General features: G+C 69.0%; 13 protein-coding genes. 10 read left to right on the top strand and 3 right to left on the bottom strand.

The genetic code is table 11. The features are described from left to right. The first annotated feature begins 85 nt into the window (after positions 1-85). The 7 genes from ACYVE7_RS07320 (at position 86) to ACYVE7_RS07290 (ending at position 10,877) form a co-directional block, all read left to right on the top strand. Positions 86-730: an ArsR/SmtB family transcription factor gene (locus ACYVE7_RS07320; protein ID WP_460363795.1), complete on the top strand. Its 645-nt coding sequence runs from the start codon at positions 86-88 to the stop codon at positions 728-730. Continuing rightward, the gene (locus ACYVE7_RS07315) at positions 723-1,562 is read left to right on the top strand and encodes an SRPBCC domain-containing protein (protein ID WP_460363794.1); all 840 of its coding nucleotides are present in this window, start codon (positions 723-725) and stop codon (positions 1,560-1,562) included. The genes ACYVE7_RS07320 and ACYVE7_RS07315 overlap by 8 nt, the downstream gene beginning before the upstream one ends. A 137-nt stretch (positions 1,563-1,699) precedes the next feature. Next, positions 1,700-2,407, top strand: coding sequence for a nucleotidyltransferase family protein (locus ACYVE7_RS07310; RefSeq protein ID WP_460363793.1), 708 nt, complete (start codon positions 1,700-1,702; stop codon positions 2,405-2,407). A 139-nt stretch (positions 2,408-2,546) separates the two neighbouring features. Beyond that, positions 2,547-3,056, top strand: coding sequence for a GtrA family protein (locus ACYVE7_RS07305; RefSeq protein WP_460363792.1), 510 nt, complete (start codon positions 2,547-2,549; stop codon positions 3,054-3,056). Beyond that, positions 3,053-5,347, top strand: coding sequence for a glycosyltransferase family 2 protein (locus ACYVE7_RS07300; RefSeq protein WP_460363791.1), 2,295 nt, complete (start codon positions 3,053-3,055; stop codon positions 5,345-5,347). The genes ACYVE7_RS07305 and ACYVE7_RS07300 overlap by 4 nt, the downstream gene beginning before the upstream one ends. Beyond that, complete coding sequence (locus ACYVE7_RS07295) at positions 5,344-6,786, top strand: glycosyltransferase family 2 protein (RefSeq protein ID WP_460363790.1); 1,443 nt, start codon at positions 5,344-5,346, stop codon at positions 6,784-6,786. The genes ACYVE7_RS07300 and ACYVE7_RS07295 overlap by 4 nt, the downstream gene beginning before the upstream one ends. After that, complete coding sequence (locus tag ACYVE7_RS07290) at positions 6,783-10,877, top strand: PQQ-dependent sugar dehydrogenase (RefSeq protein WP_460363789.1); 4,095 nt, start codon at positions 6,783-6,785, stop codon at positions 10,875-10,877. The genes ACYVE7_RS07295 and ACYVE7_RS07290 overlap by 4 nt, the downstream gene beginning before the upstream one ends. A 70-nt stretch (positions 10,878-10,947) precedes the next feature. Here the strand turns inward: ACYVE7_RS07290 and lexA are convergent, their stop codons facing one another. Then, positions 10,948-11,622: a transcriptional repressor LexA gene (lexA, locus tag ACYVE7_RS07285; protein WP_460363788.1), complete on the bottom strand. Its 675-nt coding sequence runs from the start codon at positions 11,620-11,622 to the stop codon at positions 10,948-10,950. 186 nt (positions 11,623-11,808) lie between these two features. Here lexA and ACYVE7_RS07280 point away from each other — a divergent pair, with 186 nt between their 5' ends. The 3 genes from ACYVE7_RS07280 (at position 11,809) to ACYVE7_RS07270 (ending at position 15,668) form a co-directional block, all read left to right on the top strand. Further along, positions 11,809-12,096, top strand: a complete 288-nt coding sequence (locus ACYVE7_RS07280; protein ID WP_460363787.1) for a LysM peptidoglycan-binding domain-containing protein — start codon at positions 11,809-11,811, stop codon at positions 12,094-12,096. Between the two features lie 169 nt (positions 12,097-12,265). Then, the gene (gene nrdR / locus ACYVE7_RS07275; RefSeq protein WP_460363786.1) at positions 12,266-12,724 is read left to right on the top strand and encodes a transcriptional regulator NrdR; all 459 of its coding nucleotides are present in this window, start codon (positions 12,266-12,268) and stop codon (positions 12,722-12,724) included. Positions 12,725-12,851: 127 nt separating this feature from the next. After that, positions 12,852-15,668: a vitamin B12-dependent ribonucleotide reductase gene (locus tag ACYVE7_RS07270; RefSeq protein WP_460363785.1), complete on the top strand. Its 2,817-nt coding sequence runs from the start codon at positions 12,852-12,854 to the stop codon at positions 15,666-15,668. Between the two features lie 69 nt (positions 15,669-15,737). Here ACYVE7_RS07270 and ACYVE7_RS07265 read toward each other — a convergent pair whose 3' ends face one another. Together ACYVE7_RS07265 and ACYVE7_RS07260 are read right to left on the bottom strand one after the other, a co-directional pair. Next, entirely contained in the window at positions 15,738-16,610 is an 873-nt protein-coding gene (locus ACYVE7_RS07265) for a hypothetical protein (RefSeq protein ID WP_460363784.1), read from the bottom strand. 102 nt (positions 16,611-16,712) lie between these two features. Beyond that, positions 16,713-16,971: alpha/beta hydrolase family protein (locus tag ACYVE7_RS07260; protein ID WP_460363783.1), on the bottom strand; the 259-nt coding region annotated here is incomplete at its 5' end.

Genomic DNA, 16,971 nt, shown 5'->3' with positions numbered 1-16,971 from the left:
TGTCGGAAGGGGCGGCCCAGATCGGGCCGCCCCTTCTTCGACCCCATTGACAAAATCAGATTTTACATAAAAACTTGATTGTGTGATGAGGGACGTGATGTACCTGGAGCGGATGGAGCAGGCCGAGGTCCTGTTCAAGCCGCAGCGGGTCGAGGTGCTGCGGCTGCTGGCCGAGCCCCGCACCTGCGGCGAGGTCGGCGAAATCCTCGGCCAGTCCAAGCAGCGCGTCTACTACCACGTGAAGGTCCTGGAAGAGGCCGGGCTGGTCGTGCGGGTGTCCGAACGCAAGGTCCGCGGCGTCCACGAGGGGATCTACCAGGCCGCGGCACGCGCCTACTGGATGTCGCCGCGGCTGGTCGGCCATCTGGGCGGGCTGCGCCGTGTCCAGGACGCCATGAGCCTGGGCTACCTCCTCGATCTGGTGGAAGAGGTCCAGTGCGACGTCGCCGCGATCGATCCCGCGACCGTCGCCGAACTGCCTTCGCTGGCGGTCTCCGGCACGGTCGCGCTCCCCGCCGAGCAGCGCCAGGAGTTCCTCGCCGAGCTCCAGAGCCTGCTCACCGGTCTGTTCGCTCGCTACGGCGGAGCGGAGGGCGAGTCCTTCAAGCTGGCCGTCGCCTGCTACCCCCACCTGGCGAGCGGCGAAGCGTCGAGTAGCGAAGCGTCGAGTAACGCGGCACCGAGCGGTGCGGCGCCGAGAACCGAACTCCAAGGAGAGCGTGATGACTGAGCAGAACTCCGCGAGCACCGAGCCGTTCCGCCTGCGCGCCAGGCTGGAGGCCCCGCTCAAGGACGTGCACCGGGCACTGACGGAGCCCGAGGAGCTGGAGGCGTGGCTGGCCGAGCACGCCGAGGCCGGCCAGGACCGGTTCGCCTTCTGGGGGCGCACCACCCCCGAGGGCGGCTCCCCGCACCAGCGGCTGATCAAGCTGGACGAGCGTTCGCTGAGCTTCCACTGGCTGCTCGACGGCGTCGACACCACCGTCACCATCGAGCTGACCGAGGACGGCGGGCTGACCTACCTCGACCTGAGCCAGACCGACTTCTCGTTCGCCGTCGCCGAGTCCGGCTCGCCGCTCGGAATGCTCATGACCTACTGGTACATGGCCACCGCCCGGCTCGCCGACCATCTGGCCGGCCGCGAGCTCACCCCGCTGCCCGACTTCACCTCGGCCGACCTGTCGACGAGCCTGGTGATCGACGCCCCGCACGACGCCGTGTACGCGTCGCTGGTCGAGAGCGCGCAGTTCAGCCAGTGGTGGGGGATGCCCGTCGAGATCGACGCCCGGGTCGGCGGCCTCTTCGACATGGTCGGCGCGGGCAGCGCCCCGATCGTCGCCTTCGAGCCCGGGCACAGCATGACGACGGACTGGGGCGGCGGGGGCATGGCCACCTGGGAGCTCGAGGGCAGCGAGGGCAAGACCCGCCTCACCTTCGTGCAGAGCGGCTTCGACTCCGGCCGTCCGCCGTACGCCGGCTGGATGGGCTGGCTCAGCGGGATCAGTGAGCTGCGCCGCTTCCACGAGATCAAGCCCTGGCAGGCGCTCTGGGTCGAGCCCTGACCCGCGCCGGCCGTAACACGAAGCCGTAACAAAGCGTCAGGTACTGGTCATGGCCATGTAACCTCACCGCGTCACTCTGGTTCCACCAACCCCGAACGGGCTCGTTCCCCGGTCGGCAGGGAACGAGGAGGATCAGCGTGACGCGTGTGAGGCAGGCCGTCATCCTGGCCGGAGGCAACGCCACCCGGCTCAGGCCCTACACCGACAGGGTGCCCAAGGCGCTCGTCGACGTCGGCGGCAAGCCGATCTTCGAGCACCAGGTGGAGTGGCTGGCCGGCGAGGGCGTCGAGCACGCCGTCGTCTCCTGCGGCTACCTCGCCGACGTGCTCAAGCGGCACATCCTGGAACGCTCCCTCCCGCTCGCCGTCACTGTGGTGACCGAGGACCGGCCGCTGGGCCGCGGCGGTGGCCTCAAGCACGCCGCCCGTGCCCTGCCGTTCCCGGAGGAGCGCTGGATCGGGCTGAACGGCGACATCCTCACCCGGTTCCCGCTCGCCGACCTCGCCGCCCGGCACTCCGCTTCCGGCGCGCTGGCGACTCTGGGCGTCACGGCGCTCAAGTCGCCGTACGGGATCGTCGACCTCGGCGCCGACGGCCGGATCGAGCGGTTCCGTGAGGCCCCCGTCCTGCCGCACTGGGTCAACGCCGGTGTCTACGTCTTCGAGCCGGAGGTCGCCGCGCTGCTGCCGGACCTCGGCGACCACGAGACCGCCACCTTCCCGTGGCTGGCTGAAGAAGGCCGCCTCGGCGCCCACGAGATCGACGGCTACTGGCGCGGCATCGACAACGCGAAGGATCTCAAGGACGCGAACCGGGAGATCAGGGACCTGGGCTGGGCCGCCTGACCCGATCCGGACAAAGGGCAGCACAAGCGCTGCGAATGATATTCGCGGCGCTTCTATTTGTCCTGTAGTGGCCATGGGGGCTGCGGAAACAGCCGTGAAATGAAAAATCTGGCATTCGTTAACCTTTATGGGTTTTCCTGTGGATGCGCCGCTGGGGCAAGCGCGCATCCGTGGGTTTTCGAAGAGCCGGAGGTCTTCGTTGACGGGGGTTCATCCCGCCGACGTGTTCGCACGTCGGCGCGGTCTTGTGTTCTGCGTGGTGGGAGCGTTCTGCTTCGCCGTGCAGGCGGCCATCCTCACCGCCCTCACCTGGGCGGGCATGTTCGAGCCGGTCGCGAACGCGATCGGCTTCCTGTGTTCGGCGCAGCTCAACTACCTGCTGAGCAGCAGGTTCACCTGGGGCGATCGGAGTCGCGCCCGGCTGAGCCTGCCTGCCTACAACGCCGTGGCGTTGCTCTCCCTGGCCGTGAATTCCACGGTTTTCACGGTGAGTTATCGCTTCCTGTTCCCGCCGGTCGCGGCCGCCCTCGGGGTGGTCTGCGGGATGTTCTTCACATTCCTGCTCTGTGACCGGATCCTCTTCCGCAATCGCTACCGAACGGTAATCAAGATCGAAAGGGGCGAAAAGTCCAAGGGAGTCTCGGTATGACTATTCGGCTGGAACTCCCACCGGAACTCCGCACCATTACCGACGGGGTCACTGTCGTGATGCCGGCCTACAACGAGGAGGAGAACGTCGAGACGACCGTCCGCGACTTTCTCGACACCCTCGAGGCGGCCGGCATCGAGCACCGGGTCGTCGTGGTCGACGACGGCAGTCACGACGCGACCGGCGACGTCATCGACCGGCTCGCGGTCGAGACCGGCGGCCGGGTCGTGGCCGTCCGGCAGTGGCCCAACCAGGGCTACGGTGCGGCCGTGCGAGCCGGCATCGCCGCCGCGCTCGACCGCACGGACCTGCGGTGGATCCTGCTCACCGACTCCGACGGCCAGTTCAAGGCGGCCCCGCTCCCCGAGTTCCTCGACGTGCGGCGGGCCGAGCGCGCGGACGCCGTGATCGGCTACAGGCGGGAACGGGCGGACCCGCTGATCCGCGTGATCAACGCCAAGCTCTGGAAGACCCTGTGCCGGGTCACCCTGCGCACCAGGACCCGCGACATCGACTGCGCCTACAAGCTCATCGACCGGAACCTGCTCGACGGGGTGGAGCTGAACGGCGAGGCCGCCGCGATCTCCCCCGAGCTGCTGTCAAGGATCTCCACCGGCCGGACCAGGATCGTGGAGCACCCCGTCGAGCACCACCCGCGGCTGCACGGCAGCCCGACGGGTGCCTCTCCGAAGGTGATCCTGCGCTCCCTGCTCAGCCTGGCCGGGGTCTACCGGGACCTGGTCCGCGACGGCCACCGCTGGCGCCGCACCAGACGGCTGCTCAGCCCGAAGGACCGGGCGGCCACCGCCGTGGTGCTCGTCGCGACGCTCCTGTCGGGCATCGCGTTCGCGCACTATCTGCGGCAGGGCACGATCCTCGCCTATAGCGACGCGCTCTCGCATCTCATGATCTCGCGCCGGGTGCTGTTCAGCCCGACGGCGGGCGCCGCCCAGCTCGGCGGGGTCTGGCTGCCGCTGCCGCACCTGCTCACCCTGCCGTTCGTCTGGATGGAGGACCTCTACCAGTCGGGTACGGCAGGCTCCCTGGTCTCGATGGCGTCCTACGTCGTGACGGCCAGATACCTGTACGGCATCGCCAAGGAGATGGGCGGCAGCAAGTTCGCCGGAGTGGCGGCGGCCGCCATGTTCATGGCCAACGCCAACGTGCTCTACCTGCAGAGCACGCCCATGACCGAGACCCTGCTGTTCGCCTGCCTCGCCGCGACGGTCTACCACCTGCAGGAGTGGTGCCGGCACGGCGGCTACGCGCAGCTGGCGCTGGCCTCACTGGCGATGGCGGCGGCCACCCTGACCCGTTATGAGGGCTGGGTGCTCTGCCTGGCGGTGACGGCCGTCGTCGCGTACGCCGCGCTGCGCAAGCATCGTGGATACTCGCCGACCGAGTCGCACGTGCTGTTCTTCGGCGTCGTCGGCTACGCGGGCATCTTCGTCTGGCTGGGCTGGAACGCTGTGATCTTCAGGGATCCGCTGTACTGGCAGAGCGGCGAGTACGCCAAGCCGTCGCTGTGGGTGTCGGCCGCCGACAAGACGATCGGCGACCTCCAGGCGTCGGTCCAGACCTACCTCATCGCGGTGCGCGACGAGATCGGCTACGTCGGGATCGGGCTGGCGCTCGCCGGGCTCGCGCTCTACGCGTGGCGCAACGGCTTCCGGGTCTCCCGGGTCGCGCCGTACACGCTGCTGGTGTTCCTGCCGTTCTTCGTCTACGCGCTCTACTCGGGCCAGCGCCCGCTGCACGTCGAGGAGATCCAGGGCGACTCCTACAACGTGCGGTTCGGCCTGATCATGGTCCTGGCGGCATCGGTGTTCGCTGGTTATCTGGCGACCCTGCTGAAGGCGAAGGCCGCGCGGGCGGCCCTGGCCGTCGCGGCCGCGGCCTCCGTGCTGTTCCTGCCGGGCACGGCCGCGCTGGCCGAGGCCGTCTCCTTCCAGAAGGGCGGCGACAACCAGCGCACCGAGGCCGCCTCCCGGTGGCTGCGCGAGAACTACGACGGCGGCCTGGTGCTCTGGGAGAACTTCGGCAACGAGGTCGCGGTGTTCCAGTCCCGAGTGCCGACCAGCGACATCGTCTACGAGGCGTCCTACCAGGTCTGGGAGAAGTCGCTGGCCGACCCGCTGGCCCATCACATCCGCTGGATCTACGTGCGGACCAAGCCGGGCGCGCAGGACACGGTCTGCCTGTCGCTGTGCGGCGGCGAGAAGCTCCGGCTCGACTACGACCTCGTGTTCTCCGACCCCTACCAGCAGATCTACCGCGAGAAGGACAAATGAAGATCGAGGAGATCCCGGACGACCTGAGCGCCCGGCGCCTGCTCAGCGGCGGCCAGGCCGTCTTCGGCGGGGCCTTGCTGGTCCTGCTCTGCGGCTGGATCGGCTGGCGTCTGTCGGCCGGCGACGTGGAAGCGCTCAAGACCCTCGGGCAGGGGTTCGTCGCCTTCGTGACCATCGTGTACGTGCTCGTCATCGGGTTCAAGCTGGCGATGGTGACGCGTGCCTGGGGCGCTCCGGTGCTGCGGTTCTTCGAGGAGGAGGTACGAGCGATCCCCGAGCACGCGCTGCCCGTCTACACCATCCTCGTGCCGCTCTACCGCGAGGCCGAGGTGATGCACCATCTGATCGGCCGGCTGTCGCGGATGGACTACCCGGCGGACAAGATGCAGGTGCTGCTGCTCGTCGAGGAGGACGACGACGAGACCAGGAACGCGCTGCCCGACCTGCCGCCGCAGTTCGAGGTCGTGGTGATCCCGCCGTCGCAGCCGCGGACCAAGCCCAAGGCCTGCAACGTTGGCCTGACGGTCGCCCGCGGCGAGTTCTGCGTGATCTACGACGCGGAGGACCGGCCCGACCCCGACCAGCTGCGCAAGGCCGTCCTGGCGTTCCGGCGGCTGCCGGACCGGGTGGTGTGCGTCCAGGCCGAGCTGCAGTATTTCAACCCCTGGACCAACTGGCTGACGCGGTGCTTCGCCGCCGAGTACGCCACGAACTTCAGCCTGTCGCTGCGCGGTCTCGACCGCTACCGGATGCCGATCCCGCTCGGCGGCACCAGCAACCACTTCCGCACCGACGCCCTCCGCCAGCTCGGCGCGTGGGACCCGTTCAACGTCACCGAGGACGCCGACCTCGGGATCCGGATCGCCCGCCGTGGCTGGGACGTCCGGATGATGGTCTCGGTGACCGAGGAGGAGGCCAACAGCCGCCTCGGCAACTGGATCCGGCAGCGCAGCCGCTGGATCAAGGGGTACATCCAGACCTGGCTCGTGCACACGCGCCATCCGTGGCGGCTCTACCGCGAGCTGGGGCTGCGCCGGTTCATCGCCTTCCATCTGACCTTCGGGTTCTCGATCTTCACCGTGCTGGTGAACCCGATCTTCTGGGCGATGGCTCTGCTGTACCTGACCACGGGCACCCAGTACGTCGAGGTGCTGTTCCCCACCGCGACGCTCTACGCCGGCGTGACCACGATGATCATCGGCAACTTCATGATGATGTACTGCATGATGACCGGCTGCATGGAGCGTGGCCTGCACCGGGCCGTCCGCGCCATGCTGACCATCCCTCTCTACTGGGGGCTGATGAGCGTCGCCGCCTACAAGGCGGTCATCCAGCTGATCCGGCCGAGCAAGCGGCACTTCTGGGAACTCACCGAGCACGGTCTCGTCGACCACGAACCCGAACCCCTCCCCGCGAGAGACCCGGTCCCCGCTCCATGAGACGTCTGTTTTCCTTTCTGCTGCCGATCCTGCTCACCCTGACGACGGTCGTCGTCCTGGCGCGGCCCGCAGGGGCCGCGCCCCCCGCCGAGTTCGACAAGGCGACCGTCGCCACCGGGCTCGACACCCCGACGGACTTCCGGTTCACCCCTGACGGCCGGATCCTGATCGCCGAGCAGCACGGCGCCATCAGGCTCTACAAGAACGGGGCGCTCCAGACCGCGCCGATGGTCACGCTGAGCACCTGGGCGGCCGACGAGCGCGGTCTGCTCGGGTTGGAGATCGACCCGGCGTTCGCGACCAACGGCTACGTCTACGCCGCCTACACGCACGCCGACAACTACGACCGGCTCAGCCGGTTCACCGTCACCGGCGACACGATCAGCGCCGCCTCCGAGCTGGTACTGCTCAAGTCCGACCAGGTCGCGCAGGTCTTCCACCACGGCGGCGAGGTGCGGTTCGGGCCCGACGGCAAGCTCTACTGGGGCCTCGGGATGAACCTTTACAACCCGAACTCCCAGAACCTCAACTCGATCCACGGCAAGATCCTGCGGATCAACCCCGACGGTACGGTCCCCGCGGACAACCCCTTCGTGGGCACTCCGGGGGCGAAGCCGGCCATCTGGGCCTACGGGCTGCGCAACCCGTTCCGGTTCGACATCGTGCCGGACGGGCCGAACGCCGGGAAGATCCTGGCCGGGGACGTCGGCGGGTCGAACTACGAGGAGCTGGATCTCGTCACCAAGGGCGGCAACTACGGGTGGGCCGAGGCCGAAGGGCCCTGCGCGGGCTGCGGATTCATCGATCCCGTCTTCGCCTACCCGCACACCGCGCCGCCGGCGAACGCCGGATCCATCACCAGCGTCGCGGTCTATACGGGAACCACTTTCCCGAGCGAATTCCAGCAACATGTCGTGTTCTACGCCGACTACACGCTCGGGTTCATTAAATACCTGGAAATGGATCATGAATACTCGAGCGTGATCGAGGAACACGATTTCGATCTCGACGCCGGGACCCCGGTGAAGCTGGCCGTCGGGCCCGACGGCAACCTCTACCAGCTGAACATCTTCCCCGGCGAGCTGTTCAAGATCTCGCTGTCCGGCGGGAACCGCGCGCCGGTCGCGAACGCCGCCGCGACCCCGTCCGACGGGCTCGCGCCGCTGGCCGTCGCCTTCTCCTCGGCCGGCTCCGCCGACCCGGACGGCACCCCGCTGACCTACCTCTGGGACTTCAAGGACGGCTCCACCTCCACCGAGCCGAACCCGTCGCACACCTTCACCGCGACCGGCTCGTTCCCCGTCACCCTGACGGTCAGCGACGGCGCCAAGACCGGGACGGCGACGGTGCCCGTCACGGTCGGCAACCGAAGACCGACCGGAACGATCACCTCACCGGTCGACGAGGCCAAGTACAACGCCGGCGACGTCATCTCCTACTCGGCCACCGGCACCGACCCCGAGGACGGCACCCTCCCGGCGAGCGCCTACTCCTGGTCAGTGATCTTCCACCACGCCGACCACATCCATCCGTTCCTCGGCCCGGTCAACGGCGTCAAGAACGGCACCTTCACGATCCCGCGGAACGCCGACAACCTGGACACCACCTGGTACGAGATCAAGCTGACCGTCACCGACGCGGGCGGCCTCACCCACACCTCCTCGGTCGACGTGAAGCCGAACCTCGTCACGCTGACCTTCAACGCCACCCCGGCGGGCGCGAAGTACACGATCGACGGCATTCCCTTCACCGGCGCCCACACCGAGCAGGCCGTCGTCGGCGTGGACCGGGTGCTCGGCGCGCCGTCCCAGACGATCGGCGGCACGCCGTACGTGTTCGGCTCGTGGAGCGACGGCGGCACGGCCACCCACACCGTCCGCACCCCGGCCGCCGACACCGCCTACACGGTCGCCTACACCGAGGTCACCCAGCCGCCCGCGCCCTGGACCAGCACCGACATCGGCGCGCGCACCCAACAGGGCTCGACCTCCTACAACGCCGGCACCTTCACCGTCACCGGCCACGGCAACGACATCTGGGGCGACACCGACGAGTTCCGCTTCGTCCACCAGCCGCTCAACGGCGATGGATCGATCATCGCCAGGCTGACGTCGCAGACGAACACCGCCGGCTGGGCCAAGGCCGGCATCATGATCAAGGAGACGGCCACTGAGGGCGCCAAGTACGCCGCGGTCGCCGCCACGCCGGCCCACGGCATGCACTTCCAGTTCAACTTCACCGGGGACTCGGGCGAGAACGCCTACACCTTCCCCAACGGCTGGATGAAGCTGACCCGCACCGGCAACCTGTTCACCGCCTACAAGTCGCCGGACGGGGTCGCCTGGACCCCCATCGGCACCACGACCCTGTCCATGGCGGCCAACGTCAAGGTCGGGCTGTTCGTGTCGGCGCACGAGCTGAACCTGCCCGACACGGCCACCTTCGACAACGTGTCCGTGGTCGGCGATGGGTCGGCCGGCGCGCCGCCCTCGCCCTGGCAGCGGGTCGACCTCGGAGGGGCCGTCCCCGCGGGCTCGGCCACCTACACCAACGGCTCGTTCACCGTGAAGGGCGCGGGCAGCGACATCTGGGGCACCGCCGATCAGGCGTCCTATCTGTGGCAGCCTCTCGCAGGCGACGGCACGATCACCACTCGGGTGGCGTCGCAGACCAACACCTCCGACTGGGCCAAGGCCGGTGTCATGGTGAAGGCGGGGACCGCGACCGGAGCGCCGTACGCGGCGCTGATGACCACGCCGGGCCACGGCCAGGCGCTCCAGTGGAACTTCAACCAGTCCACCGGCGCGGGAACGGCCACCGGGCCCGTCTGGCTGAGGCTCGTGCGGCGCGACACCACCGTCACGGCCTTCACCTCGCCCGACGGGACGGCCTGGACCCAGCGGGGCACCGCGACCGTCGCGCTCGGCACCTCGGCCACCGTGGGGCTGTTCGTCTGCTCCCACAACGGCGGGACGCTCGGCACCGGGGTCTTCGACCAGGTCAGCGTCACCACCGACACCCAGTGGGTGCAGGAGGACATCGGCGGGCCCGCCCTCGCCGGCGACTCCTCGGTGAGCGGCTCCCTGATCACCGCCACCGGCTCGGGCGGCGACGTGTGGAACGACGTCGACCAGGCCAGATACGTGCACCAGTCGCTGTCCGGCGACGGCACCGTGGTCGCGCATCTCACCGGGCAGACCGGCGGCGACCCAGAATGGGCCAAGGCCGGGATCGTGATCAAGAGCGCGGCCACCTCGCTGTCGCCGTACGTCACCCTGTCCAGATCCACCGGCCACGGCGTCCACCTCCAGGCCAACAACGGGCTGTTCGACGCGGCGGGCAGCACAACGCCCACCGCGGACGTCTGGCTGAAGCTCGTCAGGGCGGGGGACACCTTCACCGGCTGGGAGTCGCCCGACGGCGTCACCTGGACCAGGGTCGGCTCGGTGACCAGGACCCTGGCCGCGGGGGCCAGAGCGGGCGTGTTCGTCACCTCGCACGACAACGGCAGCCTCTCCACGGCCACCTTCACCGACGTCAGCGTGGCTCCACGGCCCGCCAGCGGCCTGCCCGCCGGGTGGGCGCACCAGGACGTCGGCCCGGTCGGCCTGGCCGGCAACGCCTATCTGGACGGCCGCACCTACGTCGTCACCGGCGGCGGAGCGGACATCTGGGGCACCGCCGACCAGTTCCACTACGCCTACCGGTCGCTGCCGGGCGACGGCAGCATCGTGGCCAGGATCGTCACCCAGGAGAACACCTCGCCCTGGGGCAAGGCCGGCGTCATGATCAAGCAGTCGACGACGGCGGGCTCGGCGTACGCCGCGCTGATGCTCACCCCGGAGAACGGGCTCAACCTGCAGACGGGCTTCAACACGAACGTGGGCGGGGGAGCGGCCACAGCCCCCGTCTGGGTGCGGCTGACCCGGTCGGGCTCCGTGGTGTCGGCCTACCGGTCGGCTGACGGGGAGACCTGGACCCTCGTCGGCACGGCCACCGTCACGGGCGCCGCGACCATCGGGTTGTTCTCCTGCGCCCACGACAACGGCAAGACCTCCACCACCACGTTCGACGGGGTGGTGGTCAGCTAGCCGGGAAACGCCCGGGCCCCCGCGATCGGTGATCGCGGGGGCCCGGCTACGTTCCGCCGCTGGGTGTCGCTCAGATCTTGCGCAGCACCGCGACGACCTTGCCCAGCACGCTGGAGGAGTCGCCGGGGATGGGCTCGTAGGCCGAGTTCTGCGGGATCAGCCAGACATGGCCGTCCTTGCGCTTGAAGGTCTTGACCGTGGCCTCGCCGTCGATCATCGCGGCGACGATGTCGCCGTTGTCGGCGTCGGGCTGCTGCCGGACCACGACCCAGTCGCCGTCGGCGATGGCGGCCTCGATCATCGAGTCGCCCTGGACCTTCAGCAGGTAGTGCTCGCCCTCGCCGACCAGCTGCTTGGGCAGGGTGAAGATGTCCTCGACCGACTCCTCGGCGAGGATCGGGCCGCCCGCGGCGATCCGGCCGACCAGCGGCACGAACGCGGGGGTCGGGCCCTCGCTGTACTCGTCGTCCGTGACCACGGGACGGGCGCCGCCGGGGCCGCGCACCTCCACGGCGCGCGGACGGTTCGCGTCGCGCCGGAGGTAGCCCTTGCGCTGCAGCGTGCGCAGCTGGTGCGAAACGCTGGACGTGCTGGTCAGCCCGACGGCCTCGCCGATCTCCCGCATCGACGGCGGGTAACCCCGCCGCTGGACGGAGTCCCGGATCACCTCGAGCACCATCCGCTGGCGCTGGGTGAGACCGCTCTCGTCCAGGGGTCCGTCGGGCGTCTCCGAGACCTTGCTCATGGCGCCTTCGCCTCCTGTCTCGTTGTGTACAGCGATTGGGGTGGTGTCTCGTGCACACAGAACGTTATCGCCTCGGCGACCAATGATCAAACAATTGTTCGAGATTGGTGCTGGCGTTTTACGGCTCCCATGCGCTAGAACATCGTACATCTGTTCTATCGAATAGCTATTCGAAGAGGTGGCGTGATGGGGGAGCGGCAGCCGGTCAGGCTCACCCGGCGGGGGCGGGTCGTCGTGGTGGGGTTCGCGGTGTTCGTCGTGCTCGGGCTCGGTGCGGGCGGACGGGTGGCGTTCGCCGGCGGCGGCGAGGGCCGTTCGGGGACCGTCGTGGTCGAGCCCGGTGACACGCTGTGGAGCATCGCGTCGAGCGCCGAGCCCCATGCGGATCCGCGGCTGGTGATCGAGCGGATCATCAAGCTCAACGGACTGCCCGGGGTGATCATCGAGCCTGGTCAGGAGCTGATTCTGCCCTGAGAATCCCGCGACACGCCGGACGGCCCCGGTGTGACAAGGCTCTATTGCGGGGAAGGCCGGTTCGGCTTGCGTAGCGGGTGGCGGAGCTCTAGGTTTAGACCACAACATCTAGTAGTTACAGAGATGTAGTTCGCCACAGGTTGTGTTGTCGGAAGGCAGGAGAAGGAAGATGCACTGTCCGTTCTGCCGCAACACCGACAGCCGGGTCATCGACAGCCGCTCGACCGAGGACGGGGCCGCCATCCGGCGCCGCCGCTCGTGCCCGGAGTGCGGCAAACGATTCACCACTCAGGAGAGCGTGCTCCAGATGGTGGCCAAGCGCAGCGGGGTCACCGAGCCGTTCCTCCGGGAGAAGATCATCGCCGGGGTGCGCAGGGCCTGTCAGGGCCGCCCGGCCGACGAGGATGCGCTGGCCCTGCTGGGCCAGAAGGTCGAGGAGGCCATCCGGGCGACCGGAGCCGCCGAGATCCAGTCCCACGAGATCGGACTGGCGATCCTGGGACCTTTGCAGGAGCTGGACGAAGTCGCCTACCTGCGATTCGCCTCCGTCTACCGGGGGTTCGAGTCGCTCGAGGACTTCGAGAAGGAGATCGACGCCCTGCGGAGGGTGGCGTCCGAGCCGGAATGAGGAAGCCGGCGCGAACGCTGTAACCGACACGAGCAACCAAGAACCGAAACGCCCCGAACGTGTGGTCGCCCGGCCACGCGGTCGTCCGGGCGTTATCAGCCATGTGTTGAGAGCTGGGGGAAGAACTATGACGGAGACGGTCAGCGGGCCGGCTCGGGGCAAGGCGCGCCGCAAGGGTCTGAAGATGCAGCGGATCTTCACCAAGCCCGGCGTGCACCCCTATGACGAGATCAGCTGGGAGCGTCGTGACGTCGTCATGACCAACTGGCGCGACGGGTCCGTCAACTTCGAGCAGCGGGGCGTCGAGTTCCCCGCCTTCTGGTCGGTCAACGCCGCCAACATCGTCACCACCAAGTACTTCCGCGGCGCCGTCGGCACCGCGCAGCGCGAGGTCTCGCTCAAGCAGCTCATCGACCGCGTCGTCGACGTCTACACCCGCACCGGGGTGGAGCAGGGCTACTTCGCCTCCGACGAGGACGCCGAGATCTTCGAGCACGAACTGAAGTACGCGCTCGCCCACCAGGTGTTCAGCTTCAACTCGCCGGTCTGGTTCAACGTCGGCACGAAGTCGCCGCAGCAGGTCAGCGCCTGCTTCATCCTCTCCGTGGACGACCAGATGGAGTCGATCCTGGAGTGGTACAAGGAAGAGGGCGTGATCTTCAAGGGCGGCTCGGGCTCGGGGGTCAACCTCTCGCGCATCCGCTCGTCCAAGGAACTGCTGTCCTCCGGCGGCACCGCCAGCGGCCCCGTCTCGTTCATGCGCGGCGCCGACGCCTCCGCCGGAACCATCAAGTCGGGCGGCGCGACCCGCCGCGCGGCCAAGATGGTCGTCCTGGACGTCGACCACCCCGACATCGCCGAGTTCATCCAGACCAAGGCGCGGGAAGAGGACAAGATCCGCGCCCTGCGCGACGCCGGCTTCGACATGGACCTGGGCGGCAAGGACATCGTGTCCGTGCAGTACCAGAACGCCAACAACTCGGTCCGGGTCTCGGACGAGTTCATGCACGCCGTCGAGGTCGACGGCGAGTTCGGGCTGCGCGGCCGCCTCAACGGCGAGATCATCGAGACCGTCCGCGCCAAGGACCTGTTCCGGTTGATGGCACAGGCCGCTTGGGAGTGCGCCGACCCCGGCATCCAGTACGACGACACGATCAACGACTGGCACACCTCGCCGGAGTCGGGCCGGATCACCGCGTCCAACCCCTGCTCGGAGTACCTGCACCTGGACAACTCCTCGTGCAACCTCGCCTCGATCAACCTGCTGAAGTTCCTGAAGGCCGACGACACCTTCGACATCGAGCCGTTCCGCAAGCTGGTCGAGCTGATCATCACCGCGATGGACATCTCGATCACCTTCGCCGACTTCCCGACCGAGAAGATCACCGAGACCACCCGGGCCTTCCGCCAGCTCGGCATCGGCTACGCCAACCTCGGCGCGCTGCTCATGGCCACCGGCCACGCCTACGACTCCGAAGGCGGCCGCGCCATCGCCGCGGCGATCACCTCGCTGATGACCGGTACCGCCTACCGCCGCTCCGCTGAGCTGGCCGGGGCCGTCGGCGTCTACGACGGGTACGCCCGCAACGCCGAAAGCCACAAGCGCGTCATGCGCAAGCACGCCGCCGCCAACGACGAGATCCGCGCGCTCGACGGGATGGACCGGGCGATTCTCGCCGAGGCCACCCGCGAGTGGGAGGCGTGCCTCAAGCTCGGCGAGAAGAACGGCTACCGCAACGCGCAGGCGTCGCTGCTCGCGCCGACCGGCACCATCGGCCTGATGATGGACTGCGACACCACCGGCATCGAGCCCGACCTGGCGCTGAAGAAGTTCAAGAAGCTCGTCGGCGGCGGCTCCATGGAGATCGTCAACCACACGGTGCCGCGTGCGCTGCGCAACCTCGGCTACCAGGGCGAGCAGGTCGAGGCGATCGTCGAGTACATCGCCGAGCACGGCCACGTCGTCGACGCGCCCGGCCTCAAGCGCGAGCACTACGAGGTGTTCGACTGCGCGATGGGCGAGCGGTCGATCAGCCCGATGGGCCACGTGCGGATGATGGCGGCGGCCCAGCCGTTCCTGTCCGGCGCGATCTCCAAGACGGTCAACATGCCGGAGACCGCCACCATCGAGGACATCGAGAAGGTGTACTTCGAGGGCTGGAAGATGGGGCTGAAGGCCCTGGCGATCTACCGGGACAACTGCAAGGTCGGCCAGCCGCTGTCGGTGGCCAAGAAGAAGGAGGAGCCGGCCGCGGTGGCCGCTCCCGTCGTCGCCGCCGCTCCGGCGGAGGTGCGCCCGGTCCGCAAGCGGCTGCCGAAGAAGCGGTCGGCGACAGTCACCCGGTTCTCCGTCGCGGGCGCCGAGGGCTACATGACGGCCTCGACGTACGAGAACGACGAGCTCGGCGAGGTGTTCCTCAAGCTCGGCAAGCAGGGCTCCACCCTGGCCGGTGTGATGGACGCCTTCTCCATGGCGATCTCGATCAGCCTCCAGTACGGGGTTCCGCTGGAGACGTGGGTCGACAAGTTCACCAACATGCGGTTCGAGCCGGCCGGGATGACCGACGACCCGGACATCCGGATGGCCAGCTCGATGATGGACTACATCTTCCGCCGGCTGGCGCTCGACCACCTGCCGTATGAGTCCCGCGCCGAGCTCGGCATCTTCTCCGCCGAGGAGCGGGCCCTCCAGGCGGAGGGCGGCGACCCCGCCACCCTCCACGCCGGGGTCGACGAGGAGATCGAGGCGCTCGCCCAGTCCGCCCCGATCTCCCTGAAGCCGCTCCCCGTCGTCCCGGTCCCCGCGGCCCGTGTCGACGCCACGGAGTCCCACGGACGTCGCACCGCCGACGCCCCGCTCTGCATGACCTGCGGAACCAACATGCGTCCCGCCGGCTCCTGCTACGTCTGCGAGGGCTGCGGCTCCACCAGCGGCTGCAGCTAGCCGTCACCGCTTCACCCGTGAGGGGGATCCGAGTTCGCTCGGGTCCCCCTCACGCGTTTCCGGGCGAGGTCAGGGGCGCGGGTCGGGAGGTGGGAGACGCGGCGGCGGGAGGGGGAAGGCGGGTTTGAAGGTCGGGGGCGGGGTGGCCGGGGCGGGATGGGCGGAGAGGTAGAGGGTGCGGAGTTCGGCGGCGGTGCAGGGGTGCAGGCCGGTGGAGGTGACACGCCAGGCGCGGAGCGCCGGCTTGGTGGGGTGGTGGGTGTGGAGGAGGACCAGGGACGGCTCCCCGAGGACGTGGGCGGCGCCCAGGAGATCGCAGAAGGCGTCCGGGGCCGGGCGGAGGAAGGTCAGGAGCGGGGACGGGGTGGGGGAGAGAGTCGCCACGGCGTGGGCGCGCAGAGCGCCCAGCGTGACGGTGAGGGTGTGGGTGCCGGGGCCCGCGCCCGTCAGGAGGGCGGGGAGGGTGGCGGCGGCGAACTCGTCGGAACGGGTGCGCATCCAGGCCAGTTCCGCTTCGTTGGCGGACTCCTCGGCGAGGAGCTCGTCGACGGACTGGAGGGTGCGTTCGTCGTCGAGGAGCAGGGTGAGGGCGTGCAGGACGGTGGGCAGCGGCTCGCCCCGGTAGATCAGGGGCGGGAGGAGCCGCGGTTCGGCCGCGAACGCGGCGCGGGAATCGGGTGCGTCGGGAGGCCACTCCAGCTCGGTGCAGAAACGCAGGTAGGCGGGGACGTCGAGCGGGTAGAGGCAGACCTCCGCGGCGGTCCGGCCCAGGGCGTTCAGCGTTAACGCCAGGGCGTTCAGATATGCGGTGTGCGCGGGGAAAGCCCGCGACGGGCAGGCCGCCGCCAGCATCCGCAGATCCTCTTCACGGCAGAGCACGGGCAGCGCCGCGCAGACCAGCCCGACGGCCGGCCGCTCCCGCCCCGTCGATCGACGAGTCATCGTTCACCTGTCCTTTCCGCAAGAACCTTCGGTGGAGCATCGGGATCGACGGTAGGCGGCGGGTGTGACAGTTTGCGGTCGGTGCGGAGCCGACGGTGGCGGCTAGCCGTTCGCGGCGAAGAACCGGAGGCTGAGCGCGACCATCGCGGCGACGTCGCCGCCCTGCCAGCAGTGGTCGGCGCCGGGGATCAGCCGCAGCTCACAGCGCGCTCCGGCGGTGGTCAGCGCGTCGTGCAGCTCGACGCTCTGCTCGCAGGGCACGACCAGGTCGGCCTCGCCGTGCAGGAGCAGCAGCGGCGGGGCGTCGGGTGAGACATGGGCGACGGGGCTGGCGGCCATCGCCTCGGCCTGGCGGGCGGCG

Source organism: Actinocorallia lasiicapitis, from assembly GCF_054778695.1.
The sequence above is the reverse complement of the archived record's forward strand: the minus strand, read 5'-3'. Positions and strand labels throughout refer to the sequence as shown.